The sequence below is a fragment of the Belnapia rosea genome (genome assembly GCF_900101615.1).
GTDB classification, from domain to species: Bacteria; Pseudomonadota; Alphaproteobacteria; order Acetobacterales; family Acetobacteraceae; genus Belnapia; species Belnapia rosea.
Map to the genome: position 1 here is coordinate 1 of NZ_FMZX01000032.1, position 17,755 is coordinate 17,755.

Annotated in this window: 17 protein-coding genes and 1 pseudogene; 7 read left to right on the forward strand and 11 right to left on the reverse strand. The window is 67.7% G+C overall.

Annotated features, from left to right (window positions below; all coding sequences use genetic code 11):
• Together BLR02_RS25190 and BLR02_RS29795 are read left to right on the forward strand one after the other, a co-directional pair.
• Positions 1–293 (forward strand): transposase (locus BLR02_RS25190; RefSeq protein ID WP_176849816.1); only part of this gene is annotated, 293 nt, incomplete at its 5' end.
• Between the two features lie 63 nt (positions 294–356).
• A complete protein-coding gene (locus tag BLR02_RS29795) occupies positions 357–503 on the forward strand; it encodes a CYTH domain-containing protein (RefSeq protein ID WP_176849817.1) in 147 nt (48 codons plus the stop codon).
• A 102-nt stretch (positions 504–605) separates the two neighbouring features.
• On the opposite strand, the gene BLR02_RS25195 is transcribed toward BLR02_RS29795, so the two are convergent.
• A complete protein-coding gene (locus tag BLR02_RS25195) occupies positions 606–2,222 on the reverse strand; it encodes an alkaline phosphatase (protein WP_090571160.1) in 1,617 nt (538 codons plus the stop codon).
• 253 nt (positions 2,223–2,475) lie between these two features.
• Between BLR02_RS25195 and BLR02_RS25200 the strand changes: the two are divergent.
• Positions 2,476–3,156: pseudogene (locus tag BLR02_RS25200) on the forward strand (transposase).
• Positions 3,157–3,307: 151 nt separating this feature from the next.
• On the opposite strand, the gene BLR02_RS25205 reads toward BLR02_RS25200, so the two are convergent.
• The 8 genes from BLR02_RS25205 to BLR02_RS25240 form a co-directional block, all read right to left on the reverse strand.
• Positions 3,308–4,471, reverse strand: a complete 1,164-nt coding sequence (locus BLR02_RS25205; protein ID WP_090571162.1) for a glycosyltransferase family 4 protein — start codon at positions 4,469–4,471, stop codon at positions 3,308–3,310.
• Positions 4,464–5,648 carry a glycosyl transferase gene (locus BLR02_RS25210; RefSeq protein ID WP_090665087.1) on the reverse strand — a complete coding sequence of 395 codons (1,185 nt, stop codon included), beginning with the start codon at positions 5,646–5,648 and terminating at the stop codon, positions 4,464–4,466. The genes BLR02_RS25205 and BLR02_RS25210 overlap by 8 nt, the downstream gene beginning before the upstream one ends.
• The gene (locus BLR02_RS25215; RefSeq protein WP_090665088.1) at positions 5,645–6,979 is read right to left on the reverse strand and encodes a lipopolysaccharide biosynthesis protein; all 1,335 of its coding nucleotides are present in this window, start codon (positions 6,977–6,979) and stop codon (positions 5,645–5,647) included. Before BLR02_RS25215 ends, BLR02_RS25210 begins: the two co-directional genes overlap by 4 nt.
• Entirely contained in the window at positions 6,976–7,743 is a 768-nt protein-coding gene (gene mobA, locus BLR02_RS25220) for a molybdenum cofactor guanylyltransferase (RefSeq protein WP_245704948.1), read from the reverse strand. Before mobA ends, BLR02_RS25215 begins: the two co-directional genes overlap by 4 nt.
• A gap of 23 nt (positions 7,744–7,766) precedes the next feature.
• Complete coding sequence (locus tag BLR02_RS25225; RefSeq protein WP_090665090.1) at positions 7,767–8,912, reverse strand: GNAT family N-acetyltransferase; 1,146 nt, start codon at positions 8,910–8,912, stop codon at positions 7,767–7,769.
• Between the two features lie 240 nt (positions 8,913–9,152).
• Complete coding sequence (locus BLR02_RS25230) at positions 9,153–10,214, reverse strand: LptF/LptG family permease (protein ID WP_176849818.1); 1,062 nt, start codon at positions 10,212–10,214, stop codon at positions 9,153–9,155.
• Entirely contained in the window at positions 10,211–11,395 is a 1,185-nt protein-coding gene (locus BLR02_RS25235) for an LptF/LptG family permease (protein WP_143018301.1), read from the reverse strand. The genes BLR02_RS25230 and BLR02_RS25235 overlap by 4 nt, the downstream gene beginning before the upstream one ends.
• A gap of 77 nt (positions 11,396–11,472) precedes the next feature.
• Complete coding sequence (locus tag BLR02_RS25240; protein ID WP_090665100.1) at positions 11,473–11,916, reverse strand: HIT family protein; 444 nt, start codon at positions 11,914–11,916, stop codon at positions 11,473–11,475.
• On the opposite strand from BLR02_RS25240, the gene BLR02_RS30940 reads away from it, so the two are divergent.
• Complete coding sequence (locus BLR02_RS30940) at positions 11,854–12,552, forward strand: DUF2141 domain-containing protein (RefSeq protein WP_090665101.1); 699 nt, start codon at positions 11,854–11,856, stop codon at positions 12,550–12,552. The genes BLR02_RS25240 and BLR02_RS30940 overlap by 63 nt on opposite strands.
• Positions 12,553–12,578: 26 nt before the next feature.
• On the opposite strand, the gene BLR02_RS25250 is transcribed toward BLR02_RS30940, so the two are convergent.
• Entirely contained in the window at positions 12,579–13,454 is an 876-nt protein-coding gene (locus BLR02_RS25250; protein WP_090665093.1) for a metallophosphoesterase family protein, read from the reverse strand.
• A gap of 81 nt (positions 13,455–13,535) precedes the next feature.
• On the opposite strand from BLR02_RS25250, the gene BLR02_RS25255 reads away from it, so the two are divergent.
• The 3 genes from BLR02_RS25255 to BLR02_RS25265 are packed head-to-tail and all read left to right on the forward strand — an operon-like array spanning position 13,536 to position 16,518.
• A complete protein-coding gene (locus BLR02_RS25255; protein WP_245704949.1) occupies positions 13,536–14,615 on the forward strand; it encodes a CDP-alcohol phosphatidyltransferase family protein in 1,080 nt (359 codons plus the stop codon).
• Positions 14,612–15,571 carry a diacylglycerol kinase family protein gene (locus BLR02_RS25260; protein WP_090571179.1) on the forward strand — a complete coding sequence of 320 codons (960 nt, stop codon included), beginning with the start codon at positions 14,612–14,614 and terminating at the stop codon, positions 15,569–15,571. The genes BLR02_RS25255 and BLR02_RS25260 overlap by 4 nt, the downstream gene beginning before the upstream one ends.
• Complete coding sequence (locus tag BLR02_RS25265) at positions 15,568–16,518, forward strand: hypothetical protein (RefSeq protein ID WP_090665095.1); 951 nt, start codon at positions 15,568–15,570, stop codon at positions 16,516–16,518. Before BLR02_RS25260 ends, BLR02_RS25265 begins: the two co-directional genes overlap by 4 nt.
• 23 nt (positions 16,519–16,541) lie before the next feature.
• Here BLR02_RS25265 and spt read toward each other — a convergent pair whose 3' ends face one another.
• On the reverse strand, positions 16,542–17,753 hold the full coding sequence (spt, locus tag BLR02_RS25270) for a serine palmitoyltransferase (RefSeq protein ID WP_090571183.1): 1,212 nt from the start codon (positions 17,751–17,753) through the stop codon (positions 16,542–16,544).
• Positions 17,754–17,755: the final 2 nt, after the last annotated feature.

The window sequence follows — 17,755 nt, forward strand, 5'->3', positions numbered from 1 at the left end:
GCCTGATGGACGCCGCCGAGGAGGACGTATTGGCCTTTATGGACTTCCCCCGCGAGCACAGGGCCAAGCTCCACTCGACCAACCCCATCGAGCGCCTCAACGGTGAGATCAAGCGCCGCACCGACGTGGTCGGCATCTTTCCCAACCAGGCCGCCGTCGTCAGGCTCGTCGGTGCCCTCCTCCTCGAGCAGTCCGATGAATGGGCCACCCAGCGATCGCGCTACATGACGCTGGAGACCATGACCGCGGTGAGCGATACTCCGGCCGTCAGCCTGCCAGTTGCAGCTGTTTGACACTGCGGCACAGCCCGCTGAGGAGCACCGCTCCTACACCACGCTGTGGGACACGACCGGCTGGTGCTCGCTGAGGTCGAACTCGACCACGAGGGGCAGGAGCTCCTCCTGCCCGAATGGCTTGGCCGCGAGGTGAGGGGCGACCCGGCTTACCGCAAGGCGGCCCTGGTGAAGCAGGCACTCGCCAGCGTGTCGGCTCGCTGTTTCTAAAGTTCCTCACCTGCCCGGCCTGCGGCGCAGCCTGTGAAGGCGACAGAAAAGCCCCCACTGACAGCGCCAGTGGGGGCTCCTCAGACGTTCTTCTCGTCACGGTTAGGCGATCGGGCTGAACTCCGCCTCAGATACCGGGAGCTCAAGCAGAGCTTCCCGATGTGCGGGCAGTTCGGAGATCTGCAGCAGAACGTCACCGCGGTCGCCGCCGTTGGCCGCCAGGAAGCCGCCCCAGTAGGCGAGGTCCGCTGCCTCGGGAGCGGTATCGAGCGTGTTTTCCAGCACACTCGACAGAAACTCGGTATTGTCCAGGCCGCTCCAGAAACTGGAGAGGCGATCGGCAAGACTGTCCAGACTTTCGTCGCCAAGTTGCGTCACGAGGTTGCGCACTGTGTTTACCGCCGGGATGCTGCCGAAGGCGCTGTCGAACAGGCTGGTGACGGCCAAGCGATCAGCGCCGCCATTCTGCTGGTCAAGCGGCAGCGACATGCCCATCGCCTCGGCGATATGCTGGCCGACCGCCGAGTTCTCCTGCACGCCCGTGAACAGATCGGCACCCGGGCCAACAGCGAAGATCGGCACATCGGCCGCCGTATGACCGGTGGTCGTGAACTCGACGCCGCCCTTGGCGCTCAGCAATTCCGCCAGGGCAAGAGGGATGTCCTCACTGCCTTGCAGTCCGGTGATCTCATCGTCGCTCAGCGTCAGGCCCGTGTACTTGTCAACGGTGTCGCGGATCGAGGTGGCGTTGGCGGCATCGAACTGCTCCGCCATCCCCTCGGCAGTTTCCGTGAAGTCGCGGAATACGGCGGGCGACGCCTCGGCGGCCGGCTGTACCGTCATGCCGCCCGTGTCGTGGTCGGCGACCATCACCACCAGCGTGTCCGGGTTCGCTTCCTGGAACTCCAGCACCTTCTGCATGCTCGCCTCGAAGGACGACAGCGCGTGCATGGTTGTTGCGGCGTCGTTGCTGTGCCCAAAGGTATCGGTATTCTCCTCCTCGAGGAACAGCACAAAGCCATCCTTGTCTTTCGACAGGGTGCTGAGCGCCACCTCGGTCATCTGGGCCAGGCTCGGCTCCTCGGCAGGGCGCTCGCCGATGGCGTCGAGGTAGTCTTCGTTGTTGAACAGGCCAAGGACGCGTTCGCCATCGAAATTGGCCAACGCCTGGGCGTTCGAGACGTAGGTCATGCCCTGCTGTTCGGCAAGTCCGAACAGGTCAGTGCCATCGGGCTGTGTGCCGCCTTCGCTCTCGGTGGTGAACTGGTTGCGGCCCGCACCCAGCACGACGTCCAACTGGTTGTCACCGATATACTGCTGGGCGATGTCGGCCTGATTGCCGCGCAGCGGGTTGCTGGCGCCGAAAGCGGCTGGGGACGCGTCGGTGACGGCAGCGGTGGAGACGATACCCGTTGCCTTACCGGCATCGGACGCCAAGTCGGTTACCGAGGTCAACTCGTTGCCGAAGAAATCGACCCCAACCGAGCCGTTGCGGGTCTTGACCCCGGTGGCATAGGCGTTGGCGCCAGCGGCTGAGTCTGTAATCGGATTGTTGAGGGAGTCGGTCTGCACCATGCCCTTCAGCAGGGGTTCCCAGACCGGGGCGTCAGGGCCTTCCTTGAAGTAGCGGTAGTTTGCCAAATACGAGGTGGAAGCGCCGTCAGGCAGCATGAAAATGACGTTTTTCGCTGTTTCAGGCGTCGGGTTCTCGGAAGTCATATGTAGGATCTCTCCCGGTGCGACAGCTTTTGCTGACGACCGGGAAGATAACCAGAAAACGTCATTGTTTAAGGAAGAATAGATAATATTTTAATGAAATTACGCATCTTCATTTCAATTATTATGACATTTCCCGTTCTCTATTAAGTTGTGGGACGGCAATAAAGAGAACCACAACTCTGCTAATCTGGGCATCTTAGTGACTGTTTGAGAATGGCTTGGCGCGGTGGAAGCGGCGTGATTCAAGCTTGGGATGTGGACCCAGGAGACGCGCTGCCGGATGGCTGAGGTTGCCCGCAAGACGAAGCGTTACCCGTCTGACCTGACCGATGAGGATTAGGCGCAGGTCGAGCCATTGATGCCGCGCGCTTCGCATCGGGGCCGCAAGCCTTCGGTGGACCTGCGCGAGGTGCTGAACGCAATCCGCTACCTCGCGTGCTCGGGGGGCGGCTGGCGCATGCTGCCGATCCACTTCGGGCCGTGGCAGACGGTCTACTGGTGGTTTCGGGGCTATGATGGAGGCAAGCGGATCGTCGGGCGCAAGCGCCACGTCGCGGTGGACACCGACGGGCGGCGGCTGTTGGTGAACCTCAGCACGGCCGACGTCTTGGATAGCGCGGGCGCGCAGACAATCCTCACCGCCGTCAGGAAGCGTTGGCTCTGGCTGAAGCAGCTCTTCGCCGACGCGGGCTACGACCGCACGACGCTGATGGACAAGGCCACCTTCCTCGACTTCGTCGTCGGGATTGTCCGACGCTCCGACCCAAAAAGCTTTCACGTCCTCCCGCGCCGATGGGTGGTGGAGCGCACCTTTGGCTGGATGATCCGCTCGCGCCGCCTTGTGCGGGACTACAAGAGGCGCCTCGACGTCTCCGAAGCCATGATCCACGTCAGCATGGGCGCCCTCCTGCTCCGCCGCATCGCCCATCGCTAATCCTCAAACAGTCACTTAGGACAGCGACACCGTGAGCCTCATCCGGGCACCAAACTCAGCGGGAGATCATCCGCTGCCTCAAGCGCTTCGTGGCGCGAGATCTTCGGATATCCCTGCCGTCGCCTCAATGCTGTCTACCCAACGCCAAGTGCTACTTGACCACTATAGGAACATCGGTGCCGTTCCTAGGGCCTGTGGTCAGCCCGCGTGCCGGCCGATGGTCAAGACTAAGGCAACAATGGTGGTGCCAGGACAGATTCTCCTCGACCCAGCGGCGCGCGGCTTCTCCCATGCGGCAACGCAGCTTGGGGTCAAGGATTAGCCGGTCGAGCATCGCAGCGATCGCGGCCTCGGACCTCGCATCGACGACGAAGCCTGTCACGCCGTGCTGAATCAGCTCGGCAGGCCCACCTTCGACGCCGACAATGCAGACAAGACCATGCGCCATGGCATCGGCGACGCTGATGCCGAAGCCCTCGACTTCATCCCCGGCCTCCAGCGCAAGTTGCGGATGAAGGAAAATATCCGCCTGCCGGAACTCGGCTTCGCGTTGCCTATCGTCGACATAACCCAGGAGCGCAATCCGGCTACCGGCAGCGCTTGCATCGATGGCACGCTGGATCTCGGCTGACTGGGGGCCACGACCGGCAATGCGATAGTGGTAGCGCAGGCCCCGATCGTAGCAGGATGCAGCAGCCCTGACCGCCGTGGCGATGTTCTTGCGCGGCACCAGCCGGCAAAGGGTCAGGATGCGCGGCTCGCCCTGGCCGGTCCGCGAAGTGCCCGGCGCAGAGATTGCCGTCGTGGAAATGCCGTTCCAGGCAATGATGCAACGGGCCCCGAACTGCGGGAGGCGCCGGAGGAGCAACTCGCGTGTCGTCTCGCTGACAGCGACAATGCGTTCCGAGCTGGCGAGCACCAGGCGCATCAGCCGGAAGGCCAGGCCGCGTGGACGGCCGATCTCCCGACCATGGACGGTGACGATCAGCCGCCGGCGGAAGAACAGCGCCGGAATGGCCGCGCGCCAGGTGCAGGCATGGATTGCCTCTGGACGCTCGCCGTCCCGCCAGGCCGCCGCCATGGCGCGGCGAAGGCGTACATAGACCTGCAGCTTGGAACCCGGTCCCACGTCGATCAGCGTCAGCCTACCGTCCGTCTCACGCCGGGGACCGGCCGAGGATTTCGCAAACAGCGTTACCTGCCAACCAAGCGCGACATAGGCGCGTGCCACCTCCTCCGCATAGGTCTGCACCCCGCCTTCGTCGGGTCCATAAACCCTGGTGACCAGCCAGAGACGGCCAGGCGCGTCAGGCATGGAACCCCCCCGACGCCTTGACGGCCGGGCGCAGCAGGAACTTCGCCATAGCCTGTGCCGCCCGTGCCGAAGGCGGCTCCCGGCCCATGTCGAACGTATCCTGAAGCCCCTCTTGCTGCGCTGCCAGATAGGTACCGTGGTCATCGCGCGCGGAATCCAGGGCATCCAGGATCCGGTCCGCGCTGTCGAGAACCCTGCCGTAGCGCCAATGGGCGTAGTTCTCGTCGTTCCGCCAAGCCACACCATGCGCATTGAGGAAGAGGCAGGGCCGTGGCTTGGCGATGAACTCGTAGACCTGGCTGCTGACATCTCCCAGGTAGATGTCGGCCATGCTGGTGTAGGTCATGTCGATGCAGCGGCTGCTGCCGAGATCGATATGGATATTGGCGTGGGATCTGTAGGGAGCGAGCAGCCGTTCGGCGCGAAGACGGTCGCCCTGCCGGTCGAACAGCTTGATATGAGGCGCGACGATGAAGTTGTAGCGCGGCTCGGCGGCGGCCTGCTGCAGGATCGCCTCGCCCATCCTTTCCCAGGAGGAGAGCGCCCGGCTGGAATGCGGATTGTAGAGCACCACGGGCCGTTCGTCGCGAAACAGCGTCGGCGCCTCCGGGCGGCACAGCACGACAGCATCGAATTTGGGGTAGCCGACCACCGCATAGCGGCCCTCGCGGAGGAGCCCCTTGGCCAGCATGCGCCGGCGCTGCTTTTCGCCGGCCAGCAGCACGAAGTCGAATTGGCGGATACGCGGATCGAAGCCGATGGCCCTGTCCCCGGCTCCGTGGGTGGTGTGCACGAAGCGAAGATGGCCGCAGCCCATTCGACGTAGTAGCAAGGATGTCCGTTCCGGCAGGACGATGGCGTCAAAGCCCATCAGGCGCCGACTGGCTACGGCCAGGCTCAACAGCTTCGGGGGGATGGAAGCGCCGGTGAAGCGGGCGGCACGCTCCAGCCATTGCCCGCCGATCTGCTCGAACCCGATCGGGCCCGCGCCACCCTTCAGGGCCATGGCGCGCGCGTGTTCGATATGGGCGGCGGTGGCCGCCATCACATGGGTCTCGAACCGCCGGTCATGCGAGAGGCTGATCGCGATCGGCACGGTGTGCATCAGCATGTGGGTTTGCGCGTTGAGGAAGAAGCAGACCTTCAGCGGTGCCACGCCGGCCTCCGGCGCGCTCATGCCAGCCGGGCCTCCAGCCTTCGGAAAGAGATATGCAGCAGCAACACCGAGCAGGCATTCGCCGCCAGCGTCGCCCATGCTGCGCCGATCGGTCCCATCATGGTCAAAAGGATGCCGAGGAAGACGAGATAGCCGATGCTTGCCAGGCCGCGGGCGACAAGGGCCTTGTCGGGCCGCCCCAAGGCAACCAGCGCCGGCTCAAGCCCGAAACCGGACAGGTTCACGGCGGAGGCGATCGTGAGCACCAGGAAAATCGGGTAAACGAAGACATAGTCCGGTCCACCGATCAGCGACAGAAGCGACTCGCCCGCCACGGCGACAAGGAGGATCGCCAGGAGGCCGATGGCCGTCGTCAGCAGCGCGGCGCGGATCAGGACAAGCCGGACCGCGGCTGCATCCCTCGTCGCTGTCAGCTTCGCCATCTCCGGATAGAGCGCCCGAGCGAGGGAGGTTACCGGCTTGGTCAGCGCCGTCCCGAGCTGCATGGCAATGCGATAGCCACCGGCACTGGCGGGCCCGATGATCCAGCCGACCGCCAGGATCGGAACCTGCTGCCAAATGGGGCCAATGGAGGAAGTGAGATTGGTCAGCACCGCGAAGCGCAGGATCCCCGGGTTTTCGTCGGCTACTCCCCGTAGCTGGGGGAGGCCGGCTGGAACGCCCTGGGCACGCAGTTGCGAAGCAGCCGTCACCCACATCACCAAGGTCGTCGCCAGCTCCGCCACGCCCCAGGCGATCAGGTAGCCAGCCAGGCTACCGTCAGCTGCCCAGGCCGCGCAGGTGCCGAGCAGCCGCGTGACGGGCAGGGTGAACTCGCTCCAGGCGGCCAGGTCGAAGCGCGCGAAGAGCCGCAGGATTCCGGTCGGCGTCCCGCGCTGCCCGAACAGCAAGGACAAGCCGAACCAGGCTGCTATTTGCGTTTCCTGATCCAACCATCCCAGCGTGCTTCCAGCCGCCAGGGCTCCCAGGCTAGCCAGGACCGCGGCAAAAGCGCCCGCGCAGAGATCGAGGGTTGTTGTGAAACCAAGGACGGAGCGAAGCGCGCCGACATTGCCATCGGCCAGGTGGCGGGCACCATAGCGGATGACCGTCTGCCAGGACTGGAAGCCGACGACAGTTCCAATCGCCTGGCCGAAGGCCAGGATCAGGGCGAAGACGCCGAAGGTCGCTACGCCGAGCGTCTGCGCCACGATCGCCAGATACACCAGGCTCAGCAGCGCACCCGCACCCTTGCCGCCGAACAGCCAGACAGCATTTTCCAGCGCACGGCGGAACGCGCTATCCGCCTGGGCATTCTGGCCGCCGAGTGGCATCGCCCATCGCCGGCTCATCCAGGGCTCCCGCCAACAGGGCGCAGCGCCGCCTCTACCAGGACAAGGTCGGAAGGCTTGTCCACATCCACCGCAGCGGCACCAAAGGGCAATTCGACGAAGCCGAGCCGCACGGCGCAGCGCCGTTCGAGCGCCCGGGCCACGCCCTGCAACGTCATCATCCCGAGCGCATAGCGCAGCAGTGGCAGCAGGCCCAGCATCCACGCCATGGTCAGCGGCCGCTTCCGATGCTGTTCCATCTCTCGCCAGAAGCCAACCACCCGTGCCGCTTCGGGGCGCGCCAGAAGGAACAGGTTGCAGCCGCTGAAGGCACCATCACGCAGCCGCAGCCAGCTGCGCTGCGTCTCCGGGAACTCCAGCAGGACGGTTTCGCGCCGGGCAAGGGCGGCAAGGGCGGCGGCCTCCGGCGGCGCGGCGTTCAACAGATGTGTCACCATCGCCGCGCTCAACAGGGCATGGTCGGCGGTGGTGACCAGCAGGGGAGTGCCGAATTCCTCCAATACGGCCGCGACGCTACGCGCCGGACTGGCCTCGGCTGGGCGCAGGATGACACCCGAGAGACCGTCCAGCGCGGCGAGCGTCGTCTCCGGCCGCTCGATCGACACCACGATGCGGCCGATGGCCGGGGCCGCCCGTAGCGCCGCGACGACCCGCAGCAGCATCGGCACGCCCGCCACCGGCAACAGCGCCTTGTGCGACACGCCCCTGGCGGCTGCCAGCGGATCCGTCCCGCCGCGCTGGCCCGCCAGCACCAATGCGGTCACGCCCGCCCTGACACCGGGCGGATTCACTTGGCCAGGTCTTTCTCATAGACGCGGTAGGTCTTGTAGGATTTAGCACCGAGTGTCTCCGCCAGATGCCGCATCGGCAGGTTGTCCTCCAGCACCCAGGACATCTCAATCTGGCCGATACCCAAGGCCAACGCCTCCCGCCGCAACGCCTCCACCAGGAAGAGCGGCAGCACGCGGCCGAGAAGCCCCGCGCCGATATCGCGCCTGACGCCCATCAGCGGCACCCGGGCTGTCGCCACGCCTGCCACCTTCAGCCGCCAGAGCAGGCGCGCCCAGCCGAAAGGCAGCAGCCGACCGGACAGGTCGCGGATCGCCTCGTTCAGGTTGGGCAGGCAGACGGCGAAGGCGACCGGCCTGCCGGCCAGTTCGGCGAACCAGACCAGCCGCTCATTCAGCAGCGGGCGCAGCTCCGCGGCCAGATGCGCCACTTCCTCGGCGGTGAAGGGCACGAAGCCCCAATTACCGGACCAGGCATCGTTGAAGATGCCCAGCATCGTGGCGATCTCCTCCCGCAGGGCACGCCGGCGCAACGGCCGCAGCACGACGCCATCCGGCAGCGGCCGCGCGACGATCCGGGCCGCCGCGGTCGGCATCGGCAGCGAAAGGTCGCAGAGATAGGCCAGCAGGTCGCGGGCCTTGCGATAGCCGAGCGCCTCCAGCCGCGGCCCGGCATAGGGCGGGTCGTGCGGCATCATCAGCATCGGCGGCGTCTCGAAGCCCGAGACCAGCAGGCCGGTTTGGTCGTTGATGGACAGGCTGAAGGGTCCCCGCAGGCGGTTAAGCCCGCGCGCCTTGCCCCAGCGCTCCGCCGTGGTCAGCAGCGCCGCGAAGACCTCGTGGTTATCCGCCGCTGCCAGCAAACCAAAATGCGCAGGACGGGTGCCGTCGGGATCGCGCACCAGCTGGTCATCCTGCGCGCTGATGCGCCCGAGATCCCGGCCGTCGCGGCGGGCGATCCAGAAGGCGGCCTCGCCATGGCGGAACCAGGGATTGCGCTTCGCCGACAGCGCCGCCCGGCGCTCCATGAGCAGGGGCGGCACCCAGGCGGGATCGGTGCGCGAAAGCGCATGCGGCAGGCGGATGAAGCGCTCCAGCTCCGCGCGGCCGGAAACCGGGACGACCTCGACGGTGGAGCTGCTCATGCTGGTCTCAAGGAGGCTCGATCCTTCCGATGCCACACCGCATCGCCAGACCTGGGCGAACGATCGTATGGGGCGCCGGCGCTCAGGGACGCGACCCAGGGAAACCTCACAGCCTCGCCATAGCCCTGATGCGTGGCACGGGCGCGCAGCGGCTTCCGCAATCTCATCCGCCCGAGATCGGGGCACCGCCCGCCTCGCCAGCGACCATGCATCGTCCTTCCCCCTCCATCGCCGCGCCACTCAGGCCTCCTCGTGCCACAGCCGAAGCAGGCCTACGAGGGCAAAGACCAGCGGCGCGGTCCATGCGGCCAGATGGGACTCAAGCCCGCCGGCCTCGCCCATCGCGTTGAGCAGGCCATTGACGACGAGATAGCCGAGCCCGAGGGCCAGTCCAATCCCGCCACGCCGATAGCCGTCCGCCTGCCGCGGCAGGCCGAAGGCCGAGGGCATGGCAAGCAGCAACATGACGAAAGGAGCGATCATGGTTGCCGCGACGGCCTGCATTCGCGTCGCATAGAAGGCAGGGCCGCGCGTCACGGCGCCCTCGCCCCTTTGCCCCGCCAGCAACCGGTCGAGCGGTTGCGCCGCGGTCGGACGCGCGAGATCGCGTATCGCCTCCGGCGAGGGCCCTTCCGCCCAGGCCAGCTCCGCCAGGAACTGCGGCCGGGTCCCATCTGGCCGGACCAGGCGCAGTTGCAGCAGCCGCCAGCCCTCCGGCCCATGGATAGCGCGGCGCGCATCGATGCGCTCGAGCGCCCGCCCCTCCGCATCACGTCGGACGAGCAGGATGCCCGCGAGCGACCTGCCGTCCAAAGAAGCCGACTCTACCGACACGATCTCGGCGCCGTTGCGCAGCCAAAGCTGCTGCGCCAGCGGTATCGGCTGGCCCTCCGCCACCTCCTTACCGTCCCACCAATCGGCCAGTGCCCGCTCGGTCCGTGGCGCGACGGCGAGCAGCAGCGCCGCCTGCAGCGCAACTGCCAGCACGCAAGCCGGCAACATGGCCCCCAGGATGCGCCAGGCGCCGAGCCCCAGGGTCCGCAATGCCGTGATCTCCAGCGTTCCGGCCAGGCGCCGGAAGGTCAGGATCGCCCCGACCAGCACCGCCAGTGAGACAAGCTGCCCAAGCATGGTCGGCAGGCGCAGCAAGGCATAGCGGCCGATATCGGTCAGGCTGCCGCGCTGGAGCAACTCGCTTGCCTTGTCGAGCAGGTCCAGCAGTTGCAGCAGCGCCACCAGCCCCAGAAGCACCGCGGCCGTCCAGCCCAGGAAGATCCTGGTCAGGTAGCGCGGCAGGATCATACGGCTGGTCCCCGGCGCCATGGCAGCCAGCCGGCGATGGTAGCCACCGCCCGGTCAAGCCAGGCGATCATGCCGTCGAAGGCACCTTCCTCCGGATGGCGATTGCTGTGACGAAACACCGCGATGGCGAAGCCGGCGAGGAGGAGAAGGGCGGCCCAAAGCCCCAGGCGCGGATCGATTCGGCCGACATCGCCAAGCGCTTCGATGAGTTGCAGCACCTGCTGGTAGACCATCAGGATCACCGCCCCGACCAGGATGCCGACCGAGCGCCGCGACCGCTTCGCCGCCAGGCCCAAGGGCATTGCCAGCAGCGGCAGGACCAGCATCGAAGCCGAGCGCACCAGCCTTCCATGCAACTCACCATCGAGCCGGGTGCGGCCCAGCGGCGGGTTCAGGGACTGGCGCGCAGCCCAAAGCTCCCCAATGGTCATCTCCCGCTCATCGGTGCCGCGCAGGCGGAAGAGAGGCAGGCGCTGCGTGAAGGGCCGGGACAGGTCCGACCCGGCAAAGCGCAGAGTCGACGCCTGGCCGTCGGGCAGGAGCGTGATCTGCTGGCCATCGTCCATTTCGAGCAGCAGCTCTGTCCTGTCGTCGCTGAGCATCAGCCGGCCGGTCGCGGCAGTGGTCAGCACCTCGCGCCCATTCTCGTCCCGCTGCTGCAGGAAAATGCTGTGCAGCGTCCCGTCCGCCGGATCCCGCCGGTCGACATGGACCGTCAGCCGACGACCGATTTGCAGGAATTCCCCAGGCACCAGCGTGGCGTTCCAGCCCGCATTGGTCAGGGCATGGAAGGCTGCTCGATAGGCGTAGCGGCTGAGGGGCTGGACATAGCCGTAGAGCCCAAGGGCGAGCAGGCCACAGCCCAGCCCGACCGCGAGGAAGGGCCGGCTGAGGCGGGTCAGCGAGAAGCCCACGGCCTGCAGCCCGTCGAACTCGTGGTCCTGGCTCAGCCGCGCGAGAACCACATAGACCGCCAGGAACAGGGCTGCCGGAAAGGCCAAGCCGAGATAATGCGGTACCAAGTAGAGCAACAGGCGAATGACCGAGGAAGCCGATCCGCCGGCACCGGCCAGAAAGTCGAACAACCGCAGCAGCCGCTCCATCAGCAGTGCCGGCAGCACCAGCAGCAGGGTGGCAGCCAGCGGCTTGGCCAGCTGGCGCAGCATGTAGCGGTCTACCACCCCGCTCCTCGACAGTGGTCCCCGTCCGATGCTTGCTTTTGATGGCCGCCACCCGGATGCGGTGGTGCGCCTCTGTGTCACGCCCCAGCTGCTCCCCAGCTGGAGCGGAGGCGAACCAGCATGTCGTCTCGCACCGCTGCCTCTGGTTCCACTGCCTGGCCGAGCGCCGGTGGTCCTGGCCAGCCGACATCAGGAAAGCTGCGGCCCAGATGCAATCGCTCGCTGGCGTAGCGCGGGATGACGTGGAAATGGACGTCCGGGTCAACCATCATCAACATGAGATAGTTAACCTTCTCGTACCGCACAAATTCACGCAGGATGGTTTCGATACGATGGACGGCGTCGTGCATTCCGGCAAAGGCGGCGGGGCTGACATCGCCGAAGCGAGTGACCGGTTCGCGACAGACCAGCACCAGCGAGCCGAGCGTGACCTGCTGCGGCCGCAGCAACACAATCCAATGCTCGGTTTCGCCGATCAGCGTTGCGGGATAACCGAACTTGGCAAGCGTGGCAGCTGGCATCCGAAATCTCGCACAACCGGTTCAAGGGAAGGCCGTGCGGTCCCTGACTGCGGCGCAGCCTTGAACCGTCCTGGCTGGACTATAGGTGCGAGGCTGCAAGGTCGCCAGTTCAGGAGGCGGTCCGACCGTCCGGCGACAGGCGCATGGCCGGCCGTCTGGCTGCTGGCCGCGGCCCTGCTCGGAGGCGCCGCGCTCGGGGGGCGCGCTGGTGCCGCGGCGGCGGCCGGGGCCCGCGCGACCGCCTGTGCCGCGGCGGAGGCGCCAGCCGGGCCGCACCTGCGGGTCACGGTCACTGGTGCGCGCAAGGTGGCGGGCAACATCACCATCACGGTTTATGGCCCGCGGCCGGAGGATTTCCTGGCGCGCGGTGGTCGCCTGGCGCGCCAGCGCATCCTGCTGCAAGGCCCGGCAGCGGAGGCCTGCTTCGCCCTTTCCGAGGCTGGCACCTACGCTATCGCCGTCTACCACGACGAGAACAATGACCACGATTTCAACCGCACGATGGTCGGAATGCCCGCCGAGGGCTATGGCTTCTCCAATGACGCTCCGGCACTGATCGGCGTGCCAAGCTTCGAGGCTGTGCGCTTCACGGTGCCGATCAACGGATCGCGGATGACGATCCGGCTGCGTTACTGACGCTCGGCAAGGCGGCGGGCGGGGACTCAGTCCATTGCCAGGCTGCGGAACTCGGCGGTCGCCGGGTTCTGCAGGCGAAGGGTCGTTTCGCGGTGCCACCCGTTTCCGGTCCGCGTGATTCGATGCAGCAGCCATCCGGGCCAGTGCTGACCGGCGGCCAGCGCCTGTGGTGCGCCGAGGACCGGGATGGGGCGCGCCGGTCCGGGCAGCGTGGCCTGCAACGGAACATGATGATGCCCATGCAGCACCAGCTCCACGCCGTGGCGGGCCAGCAGGACGCACAAAGCGGCACGGTCGCGCAGCGCCTTGCGCCACCCGCCCGGCCCGAGCACGGGCGGATGATGCACCAGCACTGCCCGGAACAGCCCCTCACGCCCGGCCGCGTCGAGCAGGGCCGGAAGCCGGGCGAGCTGTGCCGCGCCCAACCATCCCTCGGCCGAGCCGGGCATGGTCGGAACAGCCGAGGAGAGCCCGATCAGGGCGATGGGCCCGCGCCGATGCAGGAAGGGGAAGGGCGCGGCGCCCACTCCGGGCACATCATCCGCCATCCACGGCTGCCAGATGCCGATCCCGGATTCCCATGGCACTGCAACGGTCGCATCGTGATTGCCCGGGATGACTGTCACCCGCCCGGGCGGGCCCAGCCGCTCCAACCAGGCTCGTGACGAGGCGAATTCGCCGGGCAGGGCGAGGCTGGTCAAATCACCCGTGACCACCAGGTGGTCCGGTCCAGCGGCTGCGATATCAGCCAGCAAGGCATCGGCGGGCAGGCTCCGCCGGCGCTTGCGCCGGAGGGCGAGATAGGCCAGCAAACGCTTGCCCGCGAGTTGCCCAAGCGGATGCAAGGCCCCGGGGGGAACAGGCAGGTGGAGATCGGACAGGTGCGCAAGGGTGAAGGACATGGATCGCCCAAGTCTCGCCCGGCTGGTGCATCGACGCCAGCGGCCCGGCTGCTGGGCGAGTCGCCCGTGCCGATCTGGAGCATGCCCGGTTCCGTCCTGCTCGGCCGCGCGCTGGCCCGGGCGGGAGTCGACGATGTCGCTGCCTGGGACGGGACGCCGACGAATGGCGGGCTTCTCCTGCTGCGGACGGATCATGTCTACGATGCCGCCCTTGTCGGCGGCCTGGCACGCAGCCCTGGGGTGCTGCTTTGCCGGCCGGAGGATGGCCGCCCGGTCGCTGCGCATCTGCCGGCGGGGACCGCCGCGGCCCCGATCGCCGAGGCGCTGAAGGCCGGACGCGCGCCTGGGGATGCTGCCTTTGCCGAGTTGCGTTCTGTGGCGCCTGCCGCGCTGACGGACAGCTACGACCGTGCGCTGCGCAAGCGGGGCAACCCCTACCTGCTGCGCCTCGGCCTCGAGACCCGGAGCGCAGTGGAATGGGAGATGTTTGGCGGCTCCTACAAGGGCGTTACCGATGCCGTCACCAAGCATGTCTGGCCCCGCCCGGCCTTCCACGTGGTGCGCGCCTGCGCCGCGCTGGGCATCACCCCGAACCAGGTGACGCTGGTCAGCCTTATGCTGGTCTTCCTCGCGCTCTGGCTCTTTGCCGAAGGGGCCTTCCTGACCGGGTTGCTGGCGGCCTGGGTGATGACCTTTCTCGACACCGTCGACGGCAAGCTGGCGCGGGTGACGCTGACCTCGACGCCCTTCGGCAATGTCTTCGACCATGCGATCGACCTGATCCATCCACCCTTCTGGTGGCTGGCCTGGATCCTGGGGCTGCAGGCGGTGAGCATGCCGCTCGCGGAACCCGTCACGGTGGGGGTGATCGTCTTTGGCGGCTATGTGCTCCAGCGGCTGCAGGAGGGATTGTTCCTCGCCCTGTTCGGCATGGAGATCCATGTCTGGCGGCGTTTCGACAGCCTCTTTCGCCTGGTGATCGCGCGTCGCAATCCGAACCTGGTGCTGCTCACCCTGGGCACGCTGATCGGGCGGCCGGATGTCGGCATGCTGGCGGTGGCCGCCTGGACCATCTTCGGCTGCATCGAGCAGGTGGTGGTGACGGTGCAGGCGGGCCTGGCACGACGCCGGGCGCCGCTGCGCTCCTGGCTCGAGCAATGAGTGGGGCCGGCAGCGTCCGGCGCATCGGCATCATCAGCAACCCGCTGAGCCGGATGCTGCGCAAGGGGCAGGGCGGGCTCGGTGCCCAGGCAGCTGGGCTGCCGCTGGCTGCGCCCACCACCCCGGCGGAACTCCGCACCGCCCTGGCCGGCTTCGCGGCGCAAGGGGTGGACCTGCTGGCCGTGCAGGGCGGCGACGGCACGCTGCGTGAGGTCCTGACCGCGCTGCCGGCCGCTTTCGGCGACCATCCGCCCGACATCGCCCTGCTGGCGACGGGGAAGACTAACCTGGCCGCCCGGGTGCTGGGCAGCGCCGGCCCGGGGGAGGCGGCGCTGGCGCGGCTGTTGCGGGCGGCCCAGCGCGGCACGCTGCGCCGTCGGCTGCTGCCGGTGCTGGAGGTCGCCCGGCCTGGGCTGCACGGCACTCCGCCATTGAACGGCCTGCTGTTCGGCGCCGGCGCCTTCACCGAGGCGAAGCTGCTGGCGGATCGGGCGTTGCACCGGCGCGGTATCCATGACCGGCTGACGGTGCTGTTGGCCCTGGCCGGCGTGGCATTGCGGACTTTGTGGGGGCGCGACGCTTCGCTGCGGGCCGGCACCGCCATGGAGCTGGCGCCGGATGATCTTCCGCCGCGGGAAGGGCATCGCTTCCTGGTCCTGGCGACGCCGCTCGACCAGCTGATGCTGGGGATATGGCCCTTCTGGGGCGAGGGCCCGGGGCCAGTGAGGTGGCTCGATGTCGCGGCGCCGCCGCAGCGGCTTGCGGCAGCGCTCTGGGCCAGCGTCCAGGGGCGGCCGCGGTCCTGGATGCCCGCGGCCGGCTATCGCAGCGGCAATGCGGGCCGGCTCGCCATCCGGCTCGGCGTGCCCTTCGTGCTGGATGGGGAGGTGTTCGAGCCGGGGCCGGAGGGGCTGGTGCTCTCCGCCCCGGGCCGGGTCGCCTTCGTGACGCCGTGACGCCCGCAGCCGCCGCCAAGCTCGAGGCGCTGGTCGCCGCCGAACTTGCGGCACCTGCCGAACCCGGTGCCGCCATGCTGGCCGCCCGGCAGCTTACCGAGGAGATCCTAGCGCGGCATGGCTCCGGAGTGGAGGCGGTGCTGTTCTACGGCGCCTGCCGGCTTAACAACGACCCGGCCGGGCTGCTCGACCTTTACGTGCTGAGCAGCGGCCACCGGGCGTTTCATCGGCGTTGGCTGCCGGCGCTGTTCAATGCCCTGCTGCCGCCGACGGTTCTGCATTGGCGCAGCAATGGCCTCGCCGGCCCGGTCCGTGCCAAGGTGGCGGTGTTGACGCTTCGCCAGTTCGAGCGGCGGCTGCGGCCGGCATCGCTGGACACTACGATCTGGGCCCGCTTCTGCCAGCCATCGACCCTGGTCCATGCACGCGATCCCGCTGCGTGGCACAGGGTGGAACAGGCCGTGGCGCAGGCACTGACGACGGCCGCGCTCTGGGCGGTGCGGCTTGGTCCACCGGCCGCGACGCCTGTGGAGTATTGGCGTGGCCTCCTGGCTCGTACCTACGGCGCCGAACTCCGCGTCGAGCGCGGCAACCGGTCGGAGCGGCTGCTGGCTGCCTCGCCCGGCTGGTACGGCCCGGCCCTGATCTTGGCCCTGGCGCGGCTCGGCCTGGCCACCGCCGTGGATGCCGAGGGACGGCTGCGGCCTGGTCGAGGCGGGGATTTCACGCTTTCCTGGGCAATTCGGCGCGTTTGCGGCAAGACGCTGAACGTGATGCGTCTGGTCAAGGCCGCATTCACCTTCGACGGCGGCCCGGACTACCTGGTGAGCAAGATTGCCCGCCATACGGGAGTTACGATCGAGCTGACCGGCTGGCAGCGCCGCCACCCCGTGCTTGCGGCGCCGATCCTGCTGTGGCGGCTGCGGCGGGACGGGGCGGTGCGCTGAAGGACGCGGGGCCGGTCTCCCGCCTAGCTCTCCACCGCCGCCAGCCCGGCAGCAACCAGCCCCAGCCGCTGCCCGGTTTGGGCGAGTGCGGCGATGGCGGTTTCGATCTGGGCCGGGGTCAGGGCGGCGCTGACGCTCATGCGCAGCAGCGGCTTGCCACCCGGGGTTGCCGGCCCGAGCGCCAGGTTCGTATAGACGCCTGCGTCCAGGAGCTGGTTCCAGAAACGGATTGCCGTCTCGCGATCCGGCATCGGCAGGGACACGATCGGGCTCGGCATGGCGCCAAGCGCGAAGCCGGCGGCGGCCAGCCCCGCGTGCAGATGCTGGCCGTTCCGCCGCAGGGTATCGCGCAGCTGCGGCTGGGCTTCCATCGCCTCGATGGCCTGGAATACCGAGGCGACGATCGAAGGCGGCAGGGAGGCCGTGAACATGTAGGCCCGCGCCGCAACCCGCAGCGAGTCGAAATCGTCGAGGTCGAAAGCGCAGAAGCCGCCGATCGCGCCCAGGCTCTTGCTGAAGGTGCCAACGACGAAATCGACGTCCGCCTCCACGCCTTCCGCCTCGGCCAGGCCGCGGCCATGGGCGCCGAGCACGCCCAGGGAATGCGCCTCGTCCACCAGCAGCCAGGCACCGGCCTCGCGCTTCACCTCGACCATCTCGCGCAGCGGCGCGGTGTCGCCGAGCATGCTGTAGATGCCCTCGAGAACGATCAGCTTCTCGCCCGGCTGGTCGGCGAGCAGGCGCAGGCGGCGCCGAAGGTCGTCCGGATCATTGTGACGGAACCTGGTGACCTGCGCATTACCGAGCTTCGCGCCATCATAGATGCTTGCATGGCTGTCCGCATCCAGCAGCAGGTGGTCGCCGCGCCCGGCCAGCGCGGAAAGCGTGCCGAGATTGGCCTGGTAGCCGGTGGTGAAGACCATTGCATGCCGTCGGCCGAGAAAGCGTGCCAGCCGCTGCTCCAGCGCCGCGTGGCCGCCATAGGTGCCGTTGGCGATGCGCGAGCCGGTGGTGCCGGTGCCCTGCGCCATGGTCGCCGCGACCGCGCTGTCGATGCAGTCCTGGTCGAAGGTCAGGCCGAGATAGTTATTGGTGCCCAGCAGCAGGACGCGTTTCCCGTCGAGGATCGCCTCCGTTGCCGACAAGATGGCATCGAAGGCGACGCCGAAGGGATCCCGCCCGACGGTGGTGACCATCGCGAGGTCGGAGCGCAGGGCGCGGAATCTGGCCAGCATCG